This is a genomic window from Rhizobium sp. 768_B6_N1_8 (assembly GCF_051811225.1).
Taxonomy (GTDB): Bacteria; Pseudomonadota; Alphaproteobacteria; order Rhizobiales; family Rhizobiaceae; genus Rhizobium.
Window position 1 is genome coordinate 2,733,510 of the sequence record NZ_JBPWPV010000001.1, and the last position, 19,230, is coordinate 2,752,739.

The 19,230-nt window shown below is 61.4% G+C and carries 21 protein-coding genes and 1 riboswitch; of the genes, 13 read left to right on the forward strand and 8 right to left on the reverse strand.

What is annotated here, in order from left to right:
* Positions 1-16: 16 nt before the first annotated feature.
* On the reverse strand, positions 17-667 hold the full coding sequence (locus AB8B33_RS14095) for a TetR/AcrR family transcriptional regulator C-terminal domain-containing protein (protein ID WP_113323337.1): 651 nt from the start codon (positions 665-667) through the stop codon (positions 17-19).
* A gap of 174 nt (positions 668-841) precedes the next feature.
* Here AB8B33_RS14095 and AB8B33_RS14100 point away from each other — a divergent pair, with 174 nt between their 5' ends.
* Positions 842-1,198 (forward strand): DUF4087 domain-containing protein, encoded by a 357-nt coding sequence (locus AB8B33_RS14100; protein ID WP_439015869.1) that lies wholly within the window; start codon positions 842-844, stop codon positions 1,196-1,198.
* A gap of 18 nt (positions 1,199-1,216) precedes the next feature.
* Here AB8B33_RS14100 and AB8B33_RS14105 read toward each other — a convergent pair whose 3' ends face one another.
* Positions 1,217-2,125: an AraC family transcriptional regulator N-terminal domain-containing protein gene (locus AB8B33_RS14105; protein WP_439015870.1), complete on the reverse strand. Its 909-nt coding sequence runs from the start codon at positions 2,123-2,125 to the stop codon at positions 1,217-1,219.
* Positions 2,126-2,322: 197 nt separating this feature from the next.
* Here AB8B33_RS14105 and AB8B33_RS14110 point away from each other — a divergent pair, with 197 nt between their 5' ends.
* Positions 2,323-3,369, forward strand: a complete 1,047-nt coding sequence (locus AB8B33_RS14110; RefSeq protein WP_113323340.1) for an NAD(P)-dependent alcohol dehydrogenase — start codon at positions 2,323-2,325, stop codon at positions 3,367-3,369.
* A gap of 57 nt (positions 3,370-3,426) precedes the next feature.
* On the opposite strand, the gene AB8B33_RS14115 is transcribed toward AB8B33_RS14110, so the two are convergent.
* Complete coding sequence (locus tag AB8B33_RS14115; protein WP_439015871.1) at positions 3,427-4,707, reverse strand: NAD(P)/FAD-dependent oxidoreductase; 1,281 nt, start codon at positions 4,705-4,707, stop codon at positions 3,427-3,429.
* Here AB8B33_RS14115 and AB8B33_RS14120 point away from each other — a divergent pair.
* Positions 4,696-5,670 (forward strand): aminoglycoside phosphotransferase family protein, encoded by a 975-nt coding sequence (locus tag AB8B33_RS14120; protein WP_439015872.1) that lies wholly within the window; start codon positions 4,696-4,698, stop codon positions 5,668-5,670. The genes AB8B33_RS14115 and AB8B33_RS14120 overlap by 12 nt on opposite strands.
* A gap of 9 nt (positions 5,671-5,679) precedes the next feature.
* On the opposite strand, the gene AB8B33_RS14125 is transcribed toward AB8B33_RS14120, so the two are convergent.
* A complete protein-coding gene (locus AB8B33_RS14125; RefSeq protein WP_310387529.1) occupies positions 5,680-6,144 on the reverse strand; it encodes an Lrp/AsnC family transcriptional regulator in 465 nt (154 codons plus the stop codon).
* Between the two features lie 149 nt (positions 6,145-6,293).
* Between AB8B33_RS14125 and AB8B33_RS14130 the strand changes: the two genes are divergently transcribed.
* From AB8B33_RS14130 to AB8B33_RS14145, 4 genes are all read left to right on the forward strand, one after another.
* Positions 6,294-7,016 (forward strand): aspartate/glutamate racemase family protein, encoded by a 723-nt coding sequence (locus AB8B33_RS14130; RefSeq protein WP_439015874.1) that lies wholly within the window; start codon positions 6,294-6,296, stop codon positions 7,014-7,016.
* Between the two features lie 62 nt (positions 7,017-7,078).
* A complete protein-coding gene (locus AB8B33_RS14135) occupies positions 7,079-7,996 on the forward strand; it encodes a bifunctional helix-turn-helix transcriptional regulator/GNAT family N-acetyltransferase (protein WP_439015875.1) in 918 nt (305 codons plus the stop codon).
* A gap of 59 nt (positions 7,997-8,055) precedes the next feature.
* The gene (locus AB8B33_RS14140; protein WP_439015876.1) at positions 8,056-8,679 is read left to right on the forward strand and encodes a TetR/AcrR family transcriptional regulator; all 624 of its coding nucleotides are present in this window, start codon (positions 8,056-8,058) and stop codon (positions 8,677-8,679) included.
* A gap of 93 nt (positions 8,680-8,772) precedes the next feature.
* Entirely contained in the window at positions 8,773-9,981 is a 1,209-nt protein-coding gene (locus AB8B33_RS14145) for an MFS transporter (RefSeq protein ID WP_439015877.1), read from the forward strand.
* An 88-nt stretch (positions 9,982-10,069) separates the two neighbouring features.
* Here the strand turns inward: AB8B33_RS14145 and AB8B33_RS14150 are convergent, their stop codons facing one another.
* On the reverse strand, positions 10,070-10,516 hold the full coding sequence (locus AB8B33_RS14150) for a winged helix-turn-helix transcriptional regulator (protein ID WP_113323347.1): 447 nt from the start codon (positions 10,514-10,516) through the stop codon (positions 10,070-10,072).
* Positions 10,517-10,635: 119 nt separating this feature from the next.
* On the opposite strand from AB8B33_RS14150, the gene AB8B33_RS14155 reads away from it, so the two are divergent.
* Positions 10,636-11,523, forward strand: a complete 888-nt coding sequence (locus tag AB8B33_RS14155; protein ID WP_439015878.1) for an SDR family oxidoreductase — start codon at positions 10,636-10,638, stop codon at positions 11,521-11,523.
* 150 nt (positions 11,524-11,673) lie between these two features.
* On the opposite strand, the gene AB8B33_RS14160 is transcribed toward AB8B33_RS14155, so the two are convergent.
* Positions 11,674-12,426, reverse strand: coding sequence for a pyridoxine 5'-phosphate synthase (locus AB8B33_RS14160; protein ID WP_310387543.1), 753 nt, complete (start codon positions 12,424-12,426; stop codon positions 11,674-11,676).
* A 447-nt stretch (positions 12,427-12,873) separates the two neighbouring features.
* Between AB8B33_RS14160 and AB8B33_RS14165 the strand changes: the two genes are divergently transcribed.
* Positions 12,874-13,566 (forward strand): MerR family transcriptional regulator, encoded by a 693-nt coding sequence (locus AB8B33_RS14165; RefSeq protein ID WP_007817771.1) that lies wholly within the window; start codon positions 12,874-12,876, stop codon positions 13,564-13,566.
* Positions 13,567-13,634: 68 nt separating this feature from the next.
* On the opposite strand, the gene AB8B33_RS14170 is transcribed toward AB8B33_RS14165, so the two are convergent.
* Positions 13,635-14,762 carry an ATP-dependent DNA helicase gene (locus AB8B33_RS14170; protein WP_113323371.1) on the reverse strand — a complete coding sequence of 376 codons (1,128 nt, stop codon included), beginning with the start codon at positions 14,760-14,762 and terminating at the stop codon, positions 13,635-13,637.
* 59 nt (positions 14,763-14,821) lie between these two features.
* Positions 14,822-16,123, reverse strand: a complete 1,302-nt coding sequence (locus AB8B33_RS14175) for a bifunctional folylpolyglutamate synthase/dihydrofolate synthase (protein WP_439015879.1) — start codon at positions 16,121-16,123, stop codon at positions 14,822-14,824.
* 20 nt (positions 16,124-16,143) lie between these two features.
* Positions 16,144-16,224: riboswitch (ZMP/ZTP riboswitch) on the reverse strand.
* Between the two features lie 172 nt (positions 16,225-16,396).
* Between AB8B33_RS14175 and AB8B33_RS14180 the strand changes: the two genes are divergently transcribed.
* The 4 genes from AB8B33_RS14180 to AB8B33_RS14195 all read left to right on the forward strand — a co-directional run bounded on the left by AB8B33_RS14180 (position 16,397) and on the right by AB8B33_RS14195 (position 19,205).
* The gene (locus tag AB8B33_RS14180) at positions 16,397-17,428 is read left to right on the forward strand and encodes a sensor domain-containing diguanylate cyclase (protein ID WP_113323351.1); all 1,032 of its coding nucleotides are present in this window, start codon (positions 16,397-16,399) and stop codon (positions 17,426-17,428) included.
* A 91-nt stretch (positions 17,429-17,519) separates the two neighbouring features.
* Positions 17,520-17,900: a COG4315 family predicted lipoprotein gene (locus AB8B33_RS14185; protein ID WP_439015880.1), complete on the forward strand. Its 381-nt coding sequence runs from the start codon at positions 17,520-17,522 to the stop codon at positions 17,898-17,900.
* Positions 17,901-17,910: 10 nt separating this feature from the next.
* On the forward strand, positions 17,911-18,426 hold the full coding sequence (locus AB8B33_RS14190; protein ID WP_439015881.1) for an RNA polymerase sigma factor: 516 nt from the start codon (positions 17,911-17,913) through the stop codon (positions 18,424-18,426).
* The gene (locus tag AB8B33_RS14195) at positions 18,423-19,205 is read left to right on the forward strand and encodes an anti-sigma factor family protein (RefSeq protein WP_439015882.1); all 783 of its coding nucleotides are present in this window, start codon (positions 18,423-18,425) and stop codon (positions 19,203-19,205) included. Before AB8B33_RS14190 ends, AB8B33_RS14195 begins: the two co-directional genes overlap by 4 nt.
* The last annotated feature ends 25 nt before the right edge of the window (positions 19,206-19,230 follow it).

Here is a 19,230-nt window from a genome sequence, read left to right on the forward strand (position 1 = left end):
ACTGTCAAAAAGCGGTTCAGCCGAGGATCGGCATCTCCGCCAGAACTTTCTCCGTGCCGTAAAGGCGCAGGAAGGCGGTGACCGCCTTCTCCGCCTGACGCGCGGTATCCTTGAGCCCCGGCTCGCCGAGCAGCATGCGCACATGCAGGTCGGAAACGATGAGGCCGTAAAGCGTATGATAGGCCTCGTCGGCATCCATGAAACGCAGCAGCCCTGCCCTTTTTCCCGCATCGATCAGCGCCATGGCGCGGCGGTCGATCTGCCGGCGGCCGCGCTCCAGCAAGAGCTTGCCGAGCTTCGAGCCGTCGCGATGCGACTGGCCGATCGCCAGCCGGTTCAGCGCCAGCGATACGTCACCGGCCAGAACTTCGAGAAGATCGCGGGCGAAGATGACGAGATGGTCGTGCAGGCTCGTATAGGTCAGCCGCTCGCCGCTGCGCTCGAAGGTGCGCACTTTGCTCGCCTGATAGGCGATCATGGCCGAGAGCAGACCGTCACGGTCGCCGAACCACTTGTAGAGGCTTTCCTTGGAGCAATTGGCGGCGCGCGCCACACCCGATGTCGTCAGCGCCTTCTCGCCTCCGTCGACGAGAAGCTGCAGCGCCTGCTCCAGAACAGCGTTCTGGCGTGGCGAAAACTCGCTCGGCTCTGCGACATCGACTGACACGGTTTCAACTCCCCATTTACGTACCGTACGGTACGGTTCGTGGCGTTTATGCGCCAGATCGCAGGCTCTCGTCAAGAACCATCAGGAGATTTTTTCGTATCATATGAAACAGCGGAATTCGGCTGTTCGAAGGCAGGCAAATCGCCGAACATCGATGCCCAAGGAGAATCGCCCGTGAAAACAATAGCCCTCACCGCTGCCCTGTCGCTTGCCCTCGCACTGCCGGCCCTTGCCGCCGAGACGCGCTGCGGCTGGATCCAGAACCCCACGCCTGCCGACTGGTGGCTGGACGATTCACAAAATACCTGGACGATCATGACGCAGGGAAGCGGCGACGAACCCGAGGGCATGGACCTGATCCCTGATATCTCCGAGCACGACTATGTGCGCACCAACGGCAATTACGGCTATGCCTGCGCCTGCATGAACGTTGAGACCGACGGCAAGGAGCGCATTACGCGCATCCTCTCCTTCCGCCAGCTTACGCTCGCCAAGTGCCGCAACGACAAGGCGCTGAAATTTCCTGGCTGAGGTCTACTCAGCTGCCCCTTATTCTGCTGCCATGACCTCGCGCGCGCCATCGACATCGCGCGCCGGTGAAGCGCCGTAGAGGCGGCTATATTCGCGGCTGAACTGAGACGGGCTCTGATAGCCGACTTGGTGGCCGGCAGTTCCCGCATCGAGCCGCTCCACCAGCATCAGCCGGCGCGCCTCATGCAGGCGAAGCTGTTTCTGATATTGCATCGGCGTCATAGCCGTCACCGACTTGAAGTGATGGTGGAACGAAGACGCGCTCATGCTAACATGATCGGCCAGCTCCTCGATGCGCAGCGGCCGGGCAAAATTCTCCTTCAGCCAGGCGACGGCGCGCGCAATCCTGTTGCTGTGACTGTCGGCCGTGGCGATGTTGATAAGCCGCGCCCCATCCGGCCCGGTCAGCACCCGGTAGAGGATTTCCTGCTCGATCAGCGGCGCCATGGCCGGAATGTCGTCTGGACGATCGAGCAAGCGCAGCAGGCGCACGGCAGCGTCAAGAAGTTCCGGCGGCGCGACATTGACAGCCATGCCGCGCTGGCCGTCGGTATGGGCGGCAGGCCGCGGAATGTCGATGCGGCTCAAAAGCTCCAGCAGCTTTTCGGAGTCGATCGCGAGCCCGAGACAAAGATGCGGCACCTCGGGGCTGGCCTCGGCGATGCGCCAGGCGACCGGCAGATCGAGCGAAGTCAGCAGATAATCCCCGGTTCCGTAGCTGATGAACTCATCTCCGAGGCGAAGGCTCTTGGCGCCCTGCAGCACGAAGGCAAAACATGGCTTGTAGCTGCTATGCAACGGATCGCTGGGATTGGAGCGGCGGCTAATGTGAAGATTGCCGATCGACGTGCGGAACTCGCCATCGCCGGGCGCAAAGCGCATCGCGATATCGACGATTTCCCGATAGGGATTGAAGGGCAAGGTCATGGGCAACTCTTTCTGTCTCACGCCAGCGATATCGGTCTTATCTAAAGCTCCTTTTCCATTTCGCAAACAGGTGGCCGGCTCACTTTTGCAGGATCGTGCAAAAAGCAGAGAGTATCGCTCTAACGCTGATGCGCGGTTCCGGGCAATAGTCCGGGCATCCTCTCACCCCACCCCTGAAATCGAAAAGGAAGGCTCCCATGCCTATTGCAAGAGGCTACGCCGCCACCGACGCTTCCAAGCCGCTCACCCCCTTCACCTTCGAGCGCCGCAACCCGAACCCGGACGACGTCGTCATCGACATCAAGTTTGCCGGCATCTGCCATTCCGACATCCATACCGTCCGCAACGAGTGGAAGAACGCCGTATACCCGATCGTGCCCGGCCATGAGATCGCCGGCATCGTGACGGCCGTTGGTTCCGCCGTGACCAAGTTCAAGGTCGGCGACCGTGTCGGCGTCGGCTGCTTCGTCGATTCCTGCATCGGCTGCGCCGAACGCGACCTCGACCGTGAACAGTACATGCCGGGTCTCAGCGGCACCTACAATGATTTCGAAGCCGACGGCAAGACACGCACCCAGGGCGGTTATTCCGACTCGATCGTCGTCAAGGAAGGCTATGTCATGTCCATCCCGGACAACCTTCCGCTCGATGCCTCCGCACCGCTTCTTTGCGCCGGCATCACGCTCTATTCGCCGCTGCGCCACTGGAAGGCCGGCCCCGGCAAGAAGGTCGCAATCGTCGGCATGGGCGGCCTCGGTCATATGGGCGTCAAGCTCGGTGCTGCCATGGGCGCCGATATCACCGTGCTCTCCCAGAGCCTCTCCAAGAAGGAAGACGGCCTGAAGCTCGGCGCCAAGGAATATTACGCCACCAACGACCCGGAAACCTTCAAGAAGCTCGCCGGCGCCTTCGACCTCGTCATCTGCACCGTCAGCGCCGAGATCGACTGGAACGCCTATCTTGGCCTCGTGAAGGTGGATGGCGCCTTCGTGGTGGTCGGCGTTCCGGAAAACCCGATCCCGGTTCACGCCTTCTCGCTGGTCCCCGGCCGCAAGAGCATTTCCGGCTCGATGATCGGCTCGATCAAGGAAACCCAGGAAATGCTCGACTTCTGCGGCGAGCACAACATCGTTTCCGAGATCGAGAAGATCAACATCCAGCAGGTCAACGAAGCCTATGAGCGGGTGCTGAAGAGCGACGTTCGCTACCGCTTCGTCATCGACATCGCCTCGCTGGCAGCCTGATGAAACAAAAAGGGCGGCTCCCGGAGCCGCCCTTTTTCTTTGCAGTCTGTTTCGCCCCTACCCGTCGTCGCGCATGGTCTCGCGCTGGGTGATCAGCCGGGCGCTGTGCTGGCCGCTCATATAGATCCAGAACCAGTTCCAGGCGACGGTGAAACGCGAGCGCGTACCGATCAGGAAGTAGATATGGGCGAGACCCCAGATCCACCAGGCGAGCCAGCCCTTGAGCTTGAAACGGCCGAAATCGATGATCGCCGCGCTCTTGCCGATCGTCGCAAGGCTGCCCTGATGCCAGTATTTGAACGGCCCTGGCGCCGGCTTGCCGGATATGCGGGCGCGGATGACCTTCGCCACATAGCCGCCCTGCTGCTTGGCCGCCGGCGCAATGCCCGGCACCGGCTTGCCATCCTCACGCATCACAGAGGCTGTATCGCCGACCACGAAGACATCGGGCAGGCCCGGCGCCGTCAGGTCCTTCTCGACGATGGTGCGCCCCGCCCGGTCGGCGGGCACGCCCAGCCAGCGCGCCGCATGCGAAGCCTGCACGCCGGCGGCCCAGACGATGGTGCGGCTCGGAATGAAGTTTTCGCCGACGGTCACGCCATCAGCCGTGCACTGCGTCACCGGCGTTCCCGTCAGCACCTCGACGCCGAGCTTTTCGAGTGCCTTTTGCGCGTAGGCCGAAAGCTCCTCGGCAAAGGCCGGCAGCACGCGCGGCCCGGCTTCGATCAGCACGACGCGGGTCTTGCGCGTATCGATGTTGCGGAATTCCTTGGGCAGGGTGAAATGCGCAAGCTCGGCGATGATGCCGGCAAGCTCGCAGCCCGTCGGGCCAGCCCCGACGATGGAGAAGGTCAAAAACGCGTCGCGCACTGCCGGATCGCTTTCCACTTCCGCCCGCTCGAACGCGAGCAGCACGCGGCGGCGGATCGTCGTCGCATCTTCCAGCGTCTTCAGGCCCGGAGCGACAGGTTCCCATTCGTCGTGGCCGAAATAAGCGTGCGTAGCACCAGTCGCCAGCACCAGCGTATCGTAGTTCAACACCATACCGCTGCGTAAGGAAACGGTCTTTGCCTTGGCATCGACGCCGTTGACCTCGCCGAGCAGCGTGGTCACCTCGGGCCGGTCGGCATAGAGATGGCGGATCGGCCAGGCGATCTCTGAAGTGGAGAGGATGGTCGTTGCTACCTGATAAAGCAGAGGCTGGAAGAGATGGTGGTTGCGCCGGTCTATGAGCGTGATCTTCACGCCCCCTCCCCTTGATCCCAGGCCTTTCAATCCATTGACGAGCTGCAGCCCGCCGAAACCGCCGCCGACAACGACGACGTGATGTTCGCTCATGACCTACCCCTTTTTGTCATTCTGCTGCAGCAAATGTCGCCTTTCGCCGGAAGTATTCAACCGCTGTTTCGGCATATCTCCCCTGCATCCCGATCGGCTTTGATCGTTGCAGATATGCCCTTCACGTCCGTGCCATCCTCATTGTCATCAAAACCGTTTTCCGCATACATTCCGGGCATGGACGAGGAAATCATTTTAACTGGCGGCGGGCGCAGCGAAGTGTCTCGGCAGGGCAGTATCGTTTATCGCCAGAGCGGCCCCTGGTCCCCGACCACTATTTCGCTGCTGAGACATCTTGCGCAGGTGGGATTCGCCGCATGTCCCCGTGTCGTCGGCACAGGTTTTGACGAGCGGGGCCGCGAAACCCTCTCGTTTATCGAGGGAGAGTTTGTCCATCCGCTGCCCTGGAGTGATGAGGCCATGACGCGGCTCGGAAATATGCTCCGGCAACTCCACGAGGCGACGTCTTCGTTCAGGGTTCCGGACAATGCGATCTGGCGCGGGTGGTTTGGCCGCGAACTCGGAACCGGTCCGCGTGTCATTGGTCACTGCGACACCGGCTCTTGGAACATTGTCTCTCGCTCCAACTCGCCAATCGCCCTCATCGATTGGGAGGTTGCCGGACCGGTCGGAATAGACATCGAACTGGCGCAAGCTTGCTGGTTGAACGCCCAGCTTTTCGATGACGATATAGCGGAAAGAATGAACCTTGGCTCGGCTATGACGAGAGCACGGCAGGTTCGCTATTTGCTCAACGGTTATGGTTTTTCGAAAGCGCAGCGAGATGGCTTTTTCGATAAACTGCTCACATTTGCTGTTTACGATGCTGCCGAGCAGGCGAAAGAGGCCCGCGTCACGCCGGAGACAAAAGACCCAGAATCTCTATGGGCCATAGCGTGGCGCACAAGGAGCGCATCCTGGATGCTCCGCAACCGATCAGCATTGGAAGCGGCTTTGCTCTAGGTCGCTCGCTCAATTGGCGTAACTAACGGGGATCGCCGTGCCGCTCTTCATCAGCTCCATGGAGATCGATGCCGAAACGTCGAAAAGCTCGATCCGCCGCACGATCCGCTTGTAGATGACATCGTAGTGCTCGACACGCGGCAGGACGATCTTCAGGATGTAATCGTAATTGCCGGTCAGCCGGTGCGCTTCGACGATCTCGGGGATATCGCTGATCGCGCGGCGGAAGGCCTCCGTCCATTCGTCGGAATGATGCGCCGTCTTGATGAGCGCAAAGAGCGTGGTCGGCACGCCCATCCGCTCGCGATCCAGCACGACGATGCGACGCGCGATGTAGCCGCTCTCCTCCAGCCGCTGGATGCGCCGCGAACAGGCCGAGACCGATAAGGCCACACGCTCTGCAAGGTCGGTCACGGAGATGCCTGCATCGTCCTGCAGGATATCGAGAATCCGCCTGTCGCGATCGTCGATCATGATGGCCCACGCTGAAATTTTGCAAGAAACTGAGAAACGCCGCAAAACCTTAGCACATATCGATGCAAAAGCACAAACAATGCAAACACGTAGCGTCTGATCTGCTGCATCATTCCCGCATTCGAAAACACCATAGGGAGCGAGAATCCATGAAAAACATCGGCCTGATCGGCGGCATGAGCTTCGAAAGTTCTGCGGTCTATTACCGTCTCATCAACGAAATGGTGCGCGAGCGCCTGGGCGGCCTGGCGTCGGCCGAACTCACGATGCATTCGGTGAATTTCGAGGAAATCGTTTCCCTGCAGAAGGCTGGCGCCTGGGATATGGCTGCGTCGCGCCTCGGCGATATCGCACTGCGCCTGCAGATTGCCGGCGCCCATTGCGTGCTGATCTGCACCAACACCATGCATCTGATCGCACCCGAGGTCTCTTCGCACATCTCCGTGCCGCTGATCCATATCATCGACGAGACCGCCAAGACGATCCACGAAGCCGGCTGCAAGCGCCCGCTGCTGCTTGCCACGCGCTACACGATGGAGCATGGCTTCTATACCGACCGCATGAAGGGCCTCGGCCTCGACATCATGGTGCCCGACGCCGCCGACCGCACCACCGTGCACGACATCATCTTCAACGAGCTCTGCGCCGGCAAGGTACTCGACAGCTCTCGCCAGAAGCTGATGGCGGTGATCGAACGCGCCCGCGCCAATGGCGCCGACAGCATCATTCTCGGCTGCACGGAGATCTGCCTGATCCTCAACCCGGATCACCTTCCCCTTGCTGGATTCGATACGACGGCAATCCATGCCCGCGCCGCCGTCGATTTCGCGCTCGAGGGAGAAATCGCAAACGAAGAAGAAGACGCAGCCTGAGCCCTCAATTTAGTTGACTCAGTCAAATAAAAGCAGCAGGGTTTCCATCAGGAGACCCTGCCATGACCGACCTTTCCCTCATCGAATCCGCCCGCGAATTCAACCGCTTCTACACGAACTTCCTCGGCCTGCTGAACAAGGCCTATCTCGACACGCCCTTCACGCTGACGGATGCGCGTGTGCTCTTCGAGATCGGCGCCCATGATGGCGTCAATGCCGGCGCTCTCGCCCGCGACCTGCAGCTCGACCCCGCCTATCTCAGCCGCATCCTCAAACGCTTCCGCGAAGAAGCCTTCATCGAGGCGACGCCCGATCCCGCCGACCAGCGCAGCCAGATCCTTACTGTCACCGGCAAGGGACGCAGCCAGTTCGAAGAGCTTGGCCGCCGCTCGAATGCCCAGATCGCCGCCCGCTTCGACACGCTGGCCGATGGCGAGCCGCAGGCCGCCGTTGCCGCCATGCGCACGATCCGCTCGATCCTCGATCCACAGGCAAGACCGGCAGCCGCCATCATCCGCCCGCATCGCGCCGGTGATATCGGCTGGATCGTCCAGAGCCAGGGGCGCTTCTATGCCGAGGAATATGGCTGGGATCTGCGCTTCGAAGGGCTGGTCGCCGATGTCGCTGGCAAGTTCCTCGCCAATTTCGACTCCGAGATGGAATATTGCTGGATCGCCGAGCGCGGCGGCATCAATCTCGGCTCCGTGCTGATCACCAATGGCGGCGACGGCATTGCGAAGCTCCGCCTTCTCTACGTCGACAAGGCCGCGCGCGGTCTCGGCCTCGGCAAACGGCTTGTCGATGAGTGCGTCGCCTTCTCGCGCCATAAGCGATACCGGCAGATCTCGCTCTGGACCAACGACTTCCTCCACACCGCCCGCACCATTTATCAAAAGGCCGGCTTCCGGCTTGTCTCCGAGGAGAGACACCGCATGTTCGGCCCGGAAGCCAACGGCCAGACCTGGGTGCTCGATCTCTGACCTTGCTGCGTCGCAGAAATTTCACTTGATTTGGAAACGGTCATTCCCTAATTAGGCGCATGACCGTTGACACCCTGACACCTGATGTAAAAACCCGCAGCCGCGGCCGCCCGCGCGAATTCGATATGGACGCAGCACTCGATGCTGCGCTGCGCGTCTTCTCTGAGCGCGGCTACCATGCCGCCTCCATCAGCGAACTGACCGAAGCCATGGGCCTTGCCTCCGGCAGCGTCTACAAGGCCTTCAAGGACAAGCGCGGCATCTTCCTTGCCGCCTTCAAGCGCTATCGTCAGCTCGGCCGCGGCCGGCTGGAGGCAAAGATCGCATCCGCAAAGACCGGCCGCGAAAAGGTCTTCCAGATGGTCACGTATTACGCCGAGCTTTCCCATGGTGAAGCGGGCCTCAAGGGCTGCCTCGTCGTCGGCGGCGCAAACGATCTTTCTCTGCTGGACGAAGAAGCTGCAGAGCATGTGGCCGCCGCCTTTTCCGCTGACGAAAAGCTGATGGCCGATCTCATCCGCATCGGCCAGGCCGATGGCACTATTCCGTCAACCGTTGATGCCGATGCCACGGCCCTCACCTTTCTCTGCCTGACCAAGGGCTTGCGTGTCATCGGGAGGACGGGACGCGGCGAGAAAGAGATGATGGCTACAGTCGAGGCCGCGATGCGGCTCGTGACTTGACGACCGAAATATCGTCATCAGATCAGGGATCGGGTGGCGGCAGACGATTAAATTGCATTCAATCCTCCCGATCATTGCCTATTGGAGTTTCTGATGAGCGTTTCAGCCACCACGCCGGATAAGGTCGCGCCCCGCGCCCTATCCCCTTGGCTAACCTTCCTTTTTGCAGCCTCCTGCGGCTTCGTCGCCGCCAACCTCTATTACGGCCAGCCGCTGGCAGGCCCGATCAGCGCCAATCTCGGCTTCTCGCCAGCCGCAACCGGCCTCATCGTCACGCTCACGCAGATCGGCTATGGCCTCGGTCTGCTCCTGATCGTGCCGCTCGCCGACCTCTTTGAAAACCGCCGCCTCATCCTGACGCTGATTGCCGCCTCGGCACTTGCGCTTGTTGGTGCGGCCTTCTCTTCCACGCCGGGCATGTTCCTGACAGCCTCGCTCTGTATCGGCCTGGCCTCGGTCGCAGCCCAGGTCCTCGTCCCCTTCGCCGCCAGCATGGCGCCGGACGCGACGCGCGGCCAGGTCGTCGGCAATGTCATGAGCGGACTGCTTTGTGGCATCATGCTCGCCCGCCCCTTCGCAAGCCTCGTCGCCGAAGCTTCCTCCTGGCATATGGTCTATTACGTCACCGCCGCCGTCATGATCGCGCTCGGCATCGTGCTGCGCGCCAATCTGCCGGTCCGCGTCCCCCACACGAAGCTGCGTTATGGCGAACTGCTGGCCTCGATGACCCACCTTGCAGTGCATTCTCGCGTGCTGCAGCGCCGTGCCCTTTATCAGGCAGGCATGTTCGGCGCCTTCAGCCTGTTCTGGACGACCGCGCCGCTGCTGCTCGCAAGCCCCGCCTTCGGCATCTCGCAGAACGGCATCGCGCTGTTTGCACTTGCCGGTGCCGCCGGCGCCATCGCCTCGCCGATCGCCGGCCGCCTTGCCGACCGCGGCATGACGAAGGTCGCCTCGACGCTCGCCATGCTGCTCGGCATGGGCTCTTTTCTCATCAGCCATTTCGCCACCGATGGCTCGCTGATGGCACTCATCCTGCTGACGGCTGCGGCGATCCTGCTGGATTTCGGCGTGACGACCAATCTCGTCTGCGGTCAGCGTGCGATCTACGGCCTGAGCCCGGAACATCGCGGCCGCCTGAATGGCCTCTTCATGGCGACCTTCTTCACCGGCGGCGCCATCGGCTCGGCGCTCGGCGGCTGGGCTTATGCGACGGGCGGCTGGTCGATGGCGGCCTGGATCGGCTTCTGCTTCCCCGCAGTCGCCTTCCTGTTCTTCCTGACGGAAGGCCGCGAGAAGTAATCAAGTCTAGGTCAGGCGGCTCGACCGCCTGATCCCCTAAAGCAATTCCAGCAAAAGCGTGCAGCGGTTTTGCGTCCGGAATTGCGCTCTATACAGCGTCTGCGTCGAACCGCAGCCGTGCCGCGCGAACATCGTCATGGTTCGCCTCGGCCCAGTTCAGAAGCTGCGACAGCACCGTGTAGAGCGAGCGGCCAAGATCGGTCATCCGGTATTCCACGCTCGGCGGCTTCGTCGGAAAAACCTCCCGCTCGATATAGCCGTCCCGCTGCAGGTCGCGCAGCGACTGGGTCAGCATGCGCTGGGAAATATCCGGGATCATGCGGCGCAGTTCGCCGAAGCGATAGGGCTGCTTGGCAAGCGCCTCCAGAAGCAGCGTCGACCATTTGCCGCCGATCTGCTGCATCATATCCCTGACCGGGCAATTGGTGAAATCCAGGCTGGCAAGGTCGATCTCGCGCCGCGCGCCGCCCGGCCCATCGGCCGGTCCTTTTGATTGGCGCGCTCTGGCCTTCAGATTGACGACTGTGCCTGCCATGAGGTGGTTCCCTTTTGGTAACGAAGTCCCGAAAAACTGCCTTCTTTACAGCACCCAGTCAATTCCTATTCTAGTGTTACTCTCTTTTTGAGACCACCTGTCAACCACTAGAGGATATCATGAGCGAAACCATTCTCGTCACCGGCGCTGCAGGCCAGCTCGGCCAGCTTGTCGTCCATCACCTGATCGAAAGCTACAAGGTCGCCCCTGCAAACATCATTGCCGCGACCCGCAGCCCGGAAAAGCTCTCGAGCCTCGCCGCCAAGGGTGTTGTCACCCGCAAGGCGGATTTCGATGACGCCGGCAGCCTCGAAGCCGCCTTTGCCGGCGTCGATCGCCTGCTGATCATCAGCACTGACGCCCTCGACACCCCCGGCAAGCGCCTGATCCAGCACAAGGCTGCCGTCGCCGCTGCCGTGAAGGCCAAGGTGAAGCACATCACCTACACTTCCATGCCGGCCCCTGACAATTCGCTTGTCACCTTCGCGCCCGACCACCTCGGCACCGAAAACGCCATCAAGGAAAGCGGCATCCCCTACACGATCGTGCGCGACGCCTGGTATCACGACAACTACCTGCACAGCATGCCGCACAATCTGCAGACCGGAAAATGGTTCACTTCGGCGGGTGACGGCAGGATCTCGACCATCTCGCGTGACGATTGCGCGCTCGCCATCGCCTCGGTGCTGGCATCAGGCATCTCCGCCAGCGCCACCTACACGGTGACCGGCAAGCAGTCGCTGACGCCGAAGGAAATTGCCGTGATCGCCACCGAAGCCACCGGCAAGCCGCTGGATGTCGTTGATGTCACCGACGAACAGCTCGGCCAGGGCATCCGCGGCGCCGGCCTGCCGGGCTTCGTTGCCGACATGCTGGTCTCGGCCGATGCCAATACCCGCGCGGGCAAGTTCGACATCGTCACCGACGATTTCACGAAGCTGACGGGCAAGCAGCCGCAGTCGCTGAAGGACTACTTCGTCGCCAACAAGGCCGCGCTCACAGCCTGAGCCGGCCTACAGCATCGGCCCGAAAATCGGAATCGATTTTCGGAAAGCCTGATGCGTAGATTCAAAGAGTTAGAGCGTCCTTTGTGCGTCCGAATGGACGCACGGCGCTCTAAGGCTCGCCCCACATCCACCGAGGGCGGGCCTCTTCTTTCAGATCTTCTGGCCGCAGGCCCGGCAGAAGCGGCGCACCGTTTCCGCCATGCCATATTGCAGCGCATCCGCCGTCAGGCCGTGGCCGATCGAGACTTCGGCGAGAGCGGGAATGCGCTTCACGAGCGCGGGAAGATTTTCCACTGTGAGATCATGGCCGCCGTTGACGGCAAGGCCGAGCGCGAGTGCGGCATCCGCCGTCTTGCCGAGCCCTTCGAGGATCGGCCCCACCCTTTCAAGCGCATCATAGCAGCCGCCATAGGGGCCGGTGTAAAGCTCGATTCGGTCGGCACCCGTCGCTTTCGCGGCCTTTACCGCCTCAGCATCACCATCTCCATCGGCAAACAGCGAAACACGGAATCCCATCTTCTTCAGCCGCGCTACGACATCGGTCAGGAAGGCTTGATGCCTGCGGAAATCCCAGCCGTGATCGGAGGTCGCCTGCGAGGGATCATCAGGCACCAGCGTCACCTGCTCCGGCTGGGCCTTGGCACAAAGCTCCAGGAATTCCTCGGTCGGATAGCCCTCGATATTGAATTCGGCTTCCGGAAACTCGTCGTCGATCAGATTGCGGATCACGGGCAGATCGGAAAAGCGGATATGCCGCTGGTCCGGCCGCGGATGCACGGTCAGCCCTGAGGCACCAGCGGCAAGCGCGATGCGACCGAGGCCTTCCACGCTTGGCCAGGGCAGATCGCGCCGGTTGCGCAGCATGGCGATAGCATTGAGGTTCACGGAGAGTTTGGCGGGCATGGCAATATCCGTCTGGGATGGCGACTGGTCCTGCTTTTAAGGCAAGCTGTCCGCGAACGCCAATGAGATTCGCACATGCATTCATGCCTGTCCTTGATAGTCGCGCCCACCATGACGATCGACGTCAGGGGCGTACCGAAAAAAGTAATTCCCGTTCCCTTCGAAGATCATTCGTCAGCGACGACGAACCGTGTGGTTTTATTTTACCACATACCAAGCAAGAGGCGGATTGAGATGCCGCAACATTGCTATCCCATTTAAAAACGGTTATTTTTAGCACTTACAAAAGAACCCGTCCGCGCATAAAGTGGGCGCCACGTAACGAGTAAGTACGCCGAGTACTGCTTCTTCCAACGATAAGAACGCTAGAGGAAAACCCCGCTCGCCGCGCTCCGGAAGCAACTGGCAAAGCCGCATGAGGTGCAACTATCTGCCCCAGGAGGGTTCATGCCAGACGGTTCCAAACGTTTGTTTGCTGCCGCCGGTATTGCTTCGGAGGCCCGGTCAAAATACCGGTTCCTGCCTTCGGCCGCTTTGCCGCCGGATATCCCACAAGGTCCCGTTCCGATCGCCGACATGGCGAACGCATTCGGCGTCACGCACAGGACACTGCATTTCTACGAAGAGAAGGGCCTGATTTCCGCAAACCGCATCGGTCTGATGCGCGTTTACGATCAGGATGATGTCATGCGCATGGCGGTCATCACCGTCTGCCGCGAAACCGGCATGCCGATCGCCGTCATCCAGGAATTGATGGACGTGTTGCGCAGCGCGGCCTCCCAGGAAGAGGCCGAGTCGATCTTCCGCGAGGCCCTCTCCCAACGCAAGCGCGAACTGACGGCCGAAATGTCGACTTTGCACCGGCAGCTGCAGCAGGTGAGCGACCTTCTCGATTACGACAGCAGCCTCGACCTGCCGCCGATCAACGACAACAGGGATCCGGCAAGCCTGACCGATCAGGAGCGCCAATGCCTGGAGCTGATGGCCGAGGGATATTCGACGCAGCGCATCGCCCGCGCCCTCGACCTCAGGCATGAGGAAACGCGCGCGCTGGAAGCCGATATCATCATGAAATTCCAAGCCAACAACCGCTTTCAGGCGATCGCCAAGGCGGTTCTCCTCGGCATCGTGCAGGCCTGATCACTTGGCAGCGGCCGCCACCGCATCCCTGTAGGAGCACAAACGCCAGTTTCCAGCGGACGCCAATCTTAGCGAACGATTGTCAGCGTCTCTGCTGCGCGCGTAATCGCGGTGTAAAGCCAGCGCTCGCGCGTATCGCGAAAGGCCCAGCTTTCGTCGAACAATACGACATTGTTCCACTGCGAACCCTGCGCCTTGTGCACCGTCAGCGCATAGCCGTAATCGAACTCGTCATAGCGCTTGCGTGTGTTCCAGGGGATCTCGCCTTCCACATTCTCGAAGGCTTGCTTCAGAAGCTTGATCTTCGCAGCCCCACGATCCATATCGTCATCTTCGGGGCGGACCAGCAGGTTGATGCCGGGCTTGGTCGTTTCCTTGGATGAGGTCATGACCTGCCAGAGCGAGCCATTCAGCAGGCCCTTGGCCGGGTCGTTGCGCAGGCAGACCAGCTTGTCGCCGGTCTGCGGATGTTCGGTCGTAAAACCCTTGAGCTCCCGCAAACGCTGGTTATAGCGCCGCCGCGTCTTGTTTGTGCCGACGAGCACCTGATCGGCATCCATGACCAGCGGCTGCGTCACCTCGTTCTTCGAGATCACCTGCGCCTTGCCATAGTCGCCATACATGATCTCGTTGCCCTCACGCACCTGCATGGCAAGCTTGATGATCGGATTGTCGCGCGCCTGCCGATGAATATCGGTCAGCAGGTAGTCTGGGTCCTGATTGGTGAAGTAGCCGCCGCCGGTGACCGGTGGCAGCTGGCCAGGATCGCCGAGCACGAGGATCGGCGTGCCGAAGCTCATCAGGTCCTTGCCGAGCGCCTCGTCCACCATCGAGCACTCGTCGACGATGATCAGTGCCGCCTTGGCGACCGGGCTCTGGCGGTTGATGGAAAACATCGGCGCAATCGATGTCTTGCCGGTTTCCTCGTCGGCAATCTCTTCCTCGCCGCGCGGCCGGTAGATCAGCGAATGGATGGTCTTGGCATTCGACGCCCCGCGCGAGCGCAGCACCTGTGCCGCCTTGCCGGTGAAGGCGGCAAACAGTACGTCGCCATCGACATGCTCGGCAAAATGCTTGGCAAGCGTCGTCTTGCCCGTGCCGGCATAGCCGAACAGACGGAAGAGCGGCGACCTGCCCTCCTTCAGCCAGTTCGAAACGGCTTTCAGGGCTTCATCCTGTTGTGGGGCGAATTGCATGGAAGCGACTTGGCAGGATTCGCCCGGCATAGGCAAGGCGGAATTTTCCTTGAAGCGACCTAGCTCTTCGCAGCCTCGCTGATGACCCGCTCGCGCAGCAAGCCAACGAGATAGAGCGATCCCGTCAGGATCACCCAGGCGCCGGAGGCCGCTGCCCGTTCGAGCGCCTTTTCATAGGCTGTCTGCGGATCGTCGATCACCTCGCTCGCGAGACCGATCTGACCGGCAAGCGTCTGTAATTCGGCAGGAGAGCGGAAACGATTGGAAACCGAGGTGAAGATCGGCGAGACGCCGTAGCGGCCCATCACCTCGAGAAGCCCGGCGGCATCCTTGTCTGCCGCGATCGCCACGACAGCAATGCCCGGCCCGACAAATCCTTCCATGCCGGAGAGGTCGTCAAGCACTGCTTCGAGATTGAACGGCACATGTGCCCCGTCGAGCGCAACGGCAACACCCCTGCCCGCAACAGGCACGATGAAACGCTCCAGCCGTCCCGGCAACTGCGATTCCCGCTCGGCATCGGCATCGATCAGCCATCCACCGACCACCTTGCCCTCGCGCGCCTTGACGCCAAGTTCACCGAGCACATCGAGCGCGGTACCCGCGACTGCGACATTGCGCCCGGCAATCGTCGACGCTCCGGAAAAATCCGGACGGATCAGACGGGCATCGATCTCTGCTGCCCGCTTGGCAATCACGGCACCGGCTTCATCATCCGCATCGAGCGGCGTAACGACGGTCGAGCGCGGCTTGATGATGCCGGCCTTTTCGAAGGCAATGGCCGCCCGTGTCTTGCCCAATATCTCCGTATGCTCGAGGCCGATATTGGTGATGATGGAAACATCGCTGTCGACGATATTGGTTGAATCCAGCCGGCCACCGAGACCCGTCTCGATCACGGCCCATTGAACGCCCGCATCGCGGAAAATCAGGAAACCGGCCGCTGTCAGTATGTCGAACCATGTTGCAGCTTCCGCTGCCGTCCCTTCCGCCCTTGCGGCCTTGAGAGCATCGAGCCCCAGGAAGAGCGCCTCGGCGAGCACAGCCTCTTCGACCGGTTGGCCATTCAGGCTGACACGCTCGGAAATATGCTCCACATGCGGCGAGGCATAACGCCCGACGGAAATGCCGGCATGGCGCAAGCCTGCTTCGAGCAGCGCCGAAGTCGAACTCTTGCCCTTGGTGCCCGCCACATGGATCGAGCGGAAGGCGCGGTGCGGATCGCCTAGACGGGCGGAGAGATCGAGGATCGGCTCCAGTCCGACGCGCATTTCGCCGCGTGGACGCTGTTCCCAGTTGGTGAGCTGATCAAGTTGCGAAAGGGCTTCGATAAGGCGGGGATTTTCTATCTGCATGGGCATGGCACAGGTTACAGGGGTTATTTTGGTGCCCAGGCGAGCGGCATCGGCAGCCTGCGCTTCCCGATGGTTCTCCATCTGTCTCGCCAGTCACGCAGGCGGGCCGACACTAGAACCTTTCCGTTGCCCTGCCTAGCCTCGCAAGCGTCATCAGCACGGCTCGCCGCGACGCCGCCTGCGGCAACTGCCAGTTAACGCTGGTGAATTTTAGCTCTTGCGGAGATTGGCAAGAGCGCCACTTTAGCTCCTGTCTATGACAAAGAGGCGGAGATTCGAATGGGACAGACTGTCCGAATTCCAGTCAACGAACCGCAGAGACTGCTTGCCGTGCGCTCGCTGAGCGCCATCAGCAGCAGCCCGACGCCGGAGCTTGCAGCACTTGCCGAGCTCGCCAAGAATGCATTCGCAATGCCCTATGCCGCCGTCAACATCGTCGACGAGGACTGGCTGCGCATCGCCGGCGAAGCGGGCATGCAGCTTTCGGAATGCCCGCGCGACCTTTCCTTCTGCACCCGTGTCGTCTTTGCCAACGACATGGTCGTCGTTCCCGATCTGGAACAGGATGCGGAGCTCAATGCCGCGCCCTATGTGACAGGCCCACCGCATTTCCGTTTTTATGCCGGCGCACCGCTGGAACTGGAAAACGAACTGGTCATCGGCGCCTTCTGCATTCTCGATCAGAAGCCGCGCCTCTTCACTGAAAAAGAGGCAGCCAATCTTCGCCGTTTCGCCCGTGTCGCGAGCGCGCTTCTGCGGCTGCAGAAGGCGAATTTCGTCATGGGCCTTGCCGAAAGCAGCCTGCGCACGGCGGCCATGACCGATCCGCTGACCGGCTTCCTCAACCGCGCCGCACTCGATGCCATCGTCGACCGCGCGCTGGAATCAGCCCTTGCCTCCGGCCAGACCTTCGGCGCCCTTTATCTCGACATGGACGGCTTCAAGTCGATCAACGATACGCTCGGCCACCATATCGGCGACGAGGTGCTGCGCGAGGCGGCAAACCGCATCCGTTCGGTCATCCGCTCCGGCGACATCGTCGTGCGCATGGGCGGCGACGAATTTGCGATCTTCGTACCGAACCCGCCGAACACCGAAGCGCTGGTCTCCGTCTCCGAACGCCTGCTCTCGGCCTTCCGCAGCCCCTTCACCATCGAGGGGAATACGATCCTCGCCCGCCTGAGCATCGGTGCCGCACTCGCCCCGCAAGGTGGCCGCCGCCGCCGCGAACTGCTGCGCAACGTCGATGGCGCCCTCTATAGCGCCAAGGCTGCCGGACGGGACTGCTATGTGGTTTTCAATCCGAACTGACGTTTGAAAGAGAAACGGGAATAAAACGGACGCCTGCCGTGTCTCATCTCCGGTATCGCAAAAATGCGTGCCCAACCCGAGGAGAGAGACCATGAAGTCCGTGAAATTCCTGTCCGTGCTGGCAGTCGTTGCTGCCACCGCCACTGCAGCCTTCGCCGCCCCCGCGGTCACCACCGTCGAAACGACCAAGGGCAAGGTTCTTGCCGGTGAAAAGGGCATGACGCTCTACACCTACAAGAAGGACGAAAAGGGCGTCACGAATTGCTACGACAAGTGCGCCACCAACTGGCCGCCCTTCCTTGCTCCTAGCGACGCCAAGGCCGATGGTGCATACTCACTCGTTGAACGTAAGGATGGAAAGAAGCAGTGGGCCAAGGACGGCATGCCACTCTATTACTGGGTGAAGGACACCAAGTCCGGCGACATCACCGGCGACGGCGTAGGCGGCTCCTGGGATCTTGCCAAGCCCTGATGAGGCCAGCGTGAAGCCCCCCTCACCCGATACGTTCGAGGGCCAGATCCTGGCCCTCCTTCCCTCGCTCCGGCGCTATTCCCGCAGCCTCACCCGCTCGGATGTCGAAGGCGAGGATCTGCTTCAGGATTGCGTGGAAAAGGTTCTGGCCCGGCGCGGCCAGTGGCGCGGCATCAACCTGCGCGGCTGGGTCCTGACGACGATGACCAACCTCTATCGCAACACCCGCCGCGCCAGCCCCCGCGACCGGCTTGTCGAGCTCGACGCCGTCGAAGAACTTGCCGGTCCTGATGCCCAGGCCGATCCGTTGGAGCGCCTGCGGCTGGAACAGGCTCTCGACAGTCTGTCGGAAGACTACCGCGCCGTCCTGATGCTCGTCGTCATCGAAGGCTACAGCTATCATGAAGTGGCAACCATGCTGGACATCCCGATCGGCACCGTCATGTCGCGCCTGTCGCGCGCACGCCAGCGCATGAGCGACCATATGAAAGCCGATAATGTGATTACGCTTCGGAGACCGAAATGAACGAGACCAACCCCACCGTGACCGAAGCGGACCTGCACGCCTTTGCCGATGGGCAATTGCCGGAGGCCGCCCGCGCCCGCGTGGAAGCCTACCTCGCCGAAAACCCCGAGGAAGCCGCCATGGTCGCCGGCTGGCAGGCGCAGAATGCCGGCATCAAGTCCCTGTTTTCAGGCTATGAGAAGAGCCGCGACACCGATCTCCGGATGGTGGCACCGGCTGACACTGCCTCCCCCTGGAAGACACGCTCTGCCCTTGCCGCTGCCGCCGTCATGCTCTTCGCGCTTGGCGCCGTCAGCGATCGCTTCATCCCGCCGCTCTTCCAACGCCCGCCGCTGCAGTTGGCCGAATCCGAGACCTTGCCGAAGCAGGCCGAAACCGCCTTCCTCGTCTATGCCGGCGAAGTGCGCCACCCGGTCGAGGTCTTCGCCAATGAGGAAGCACATCTGGCGACCTGGCTCGGCAAGCGGCTGGCAATCCCCGATCTCAAAGTGCCGGACCTGAAATCCCTTGGCTTCCGCCTTGTCGGCGGCCGCCTGCTGCCTGTCGATAACAGGCCGGGTGCCATGTTCATGTATGAGGACCAGGGCGGCGAACGCCTCACCGTCATCGTCGGCCGCAACAAGGAAAACAGGACGACAAGCTTCCGCTTCGCCTCCGCCAACGACGTCGAGACCTTTTACTGGATCGATGGCGAACTCGGCTATGCGGTAACGGGCGAGATCTCACGCGACATGCTGCGCAAGGTGGCCGAGGAATGCTACCGGCAGTTCCCGTCATAAGAGGAGAACTGCACGCAGACTACGC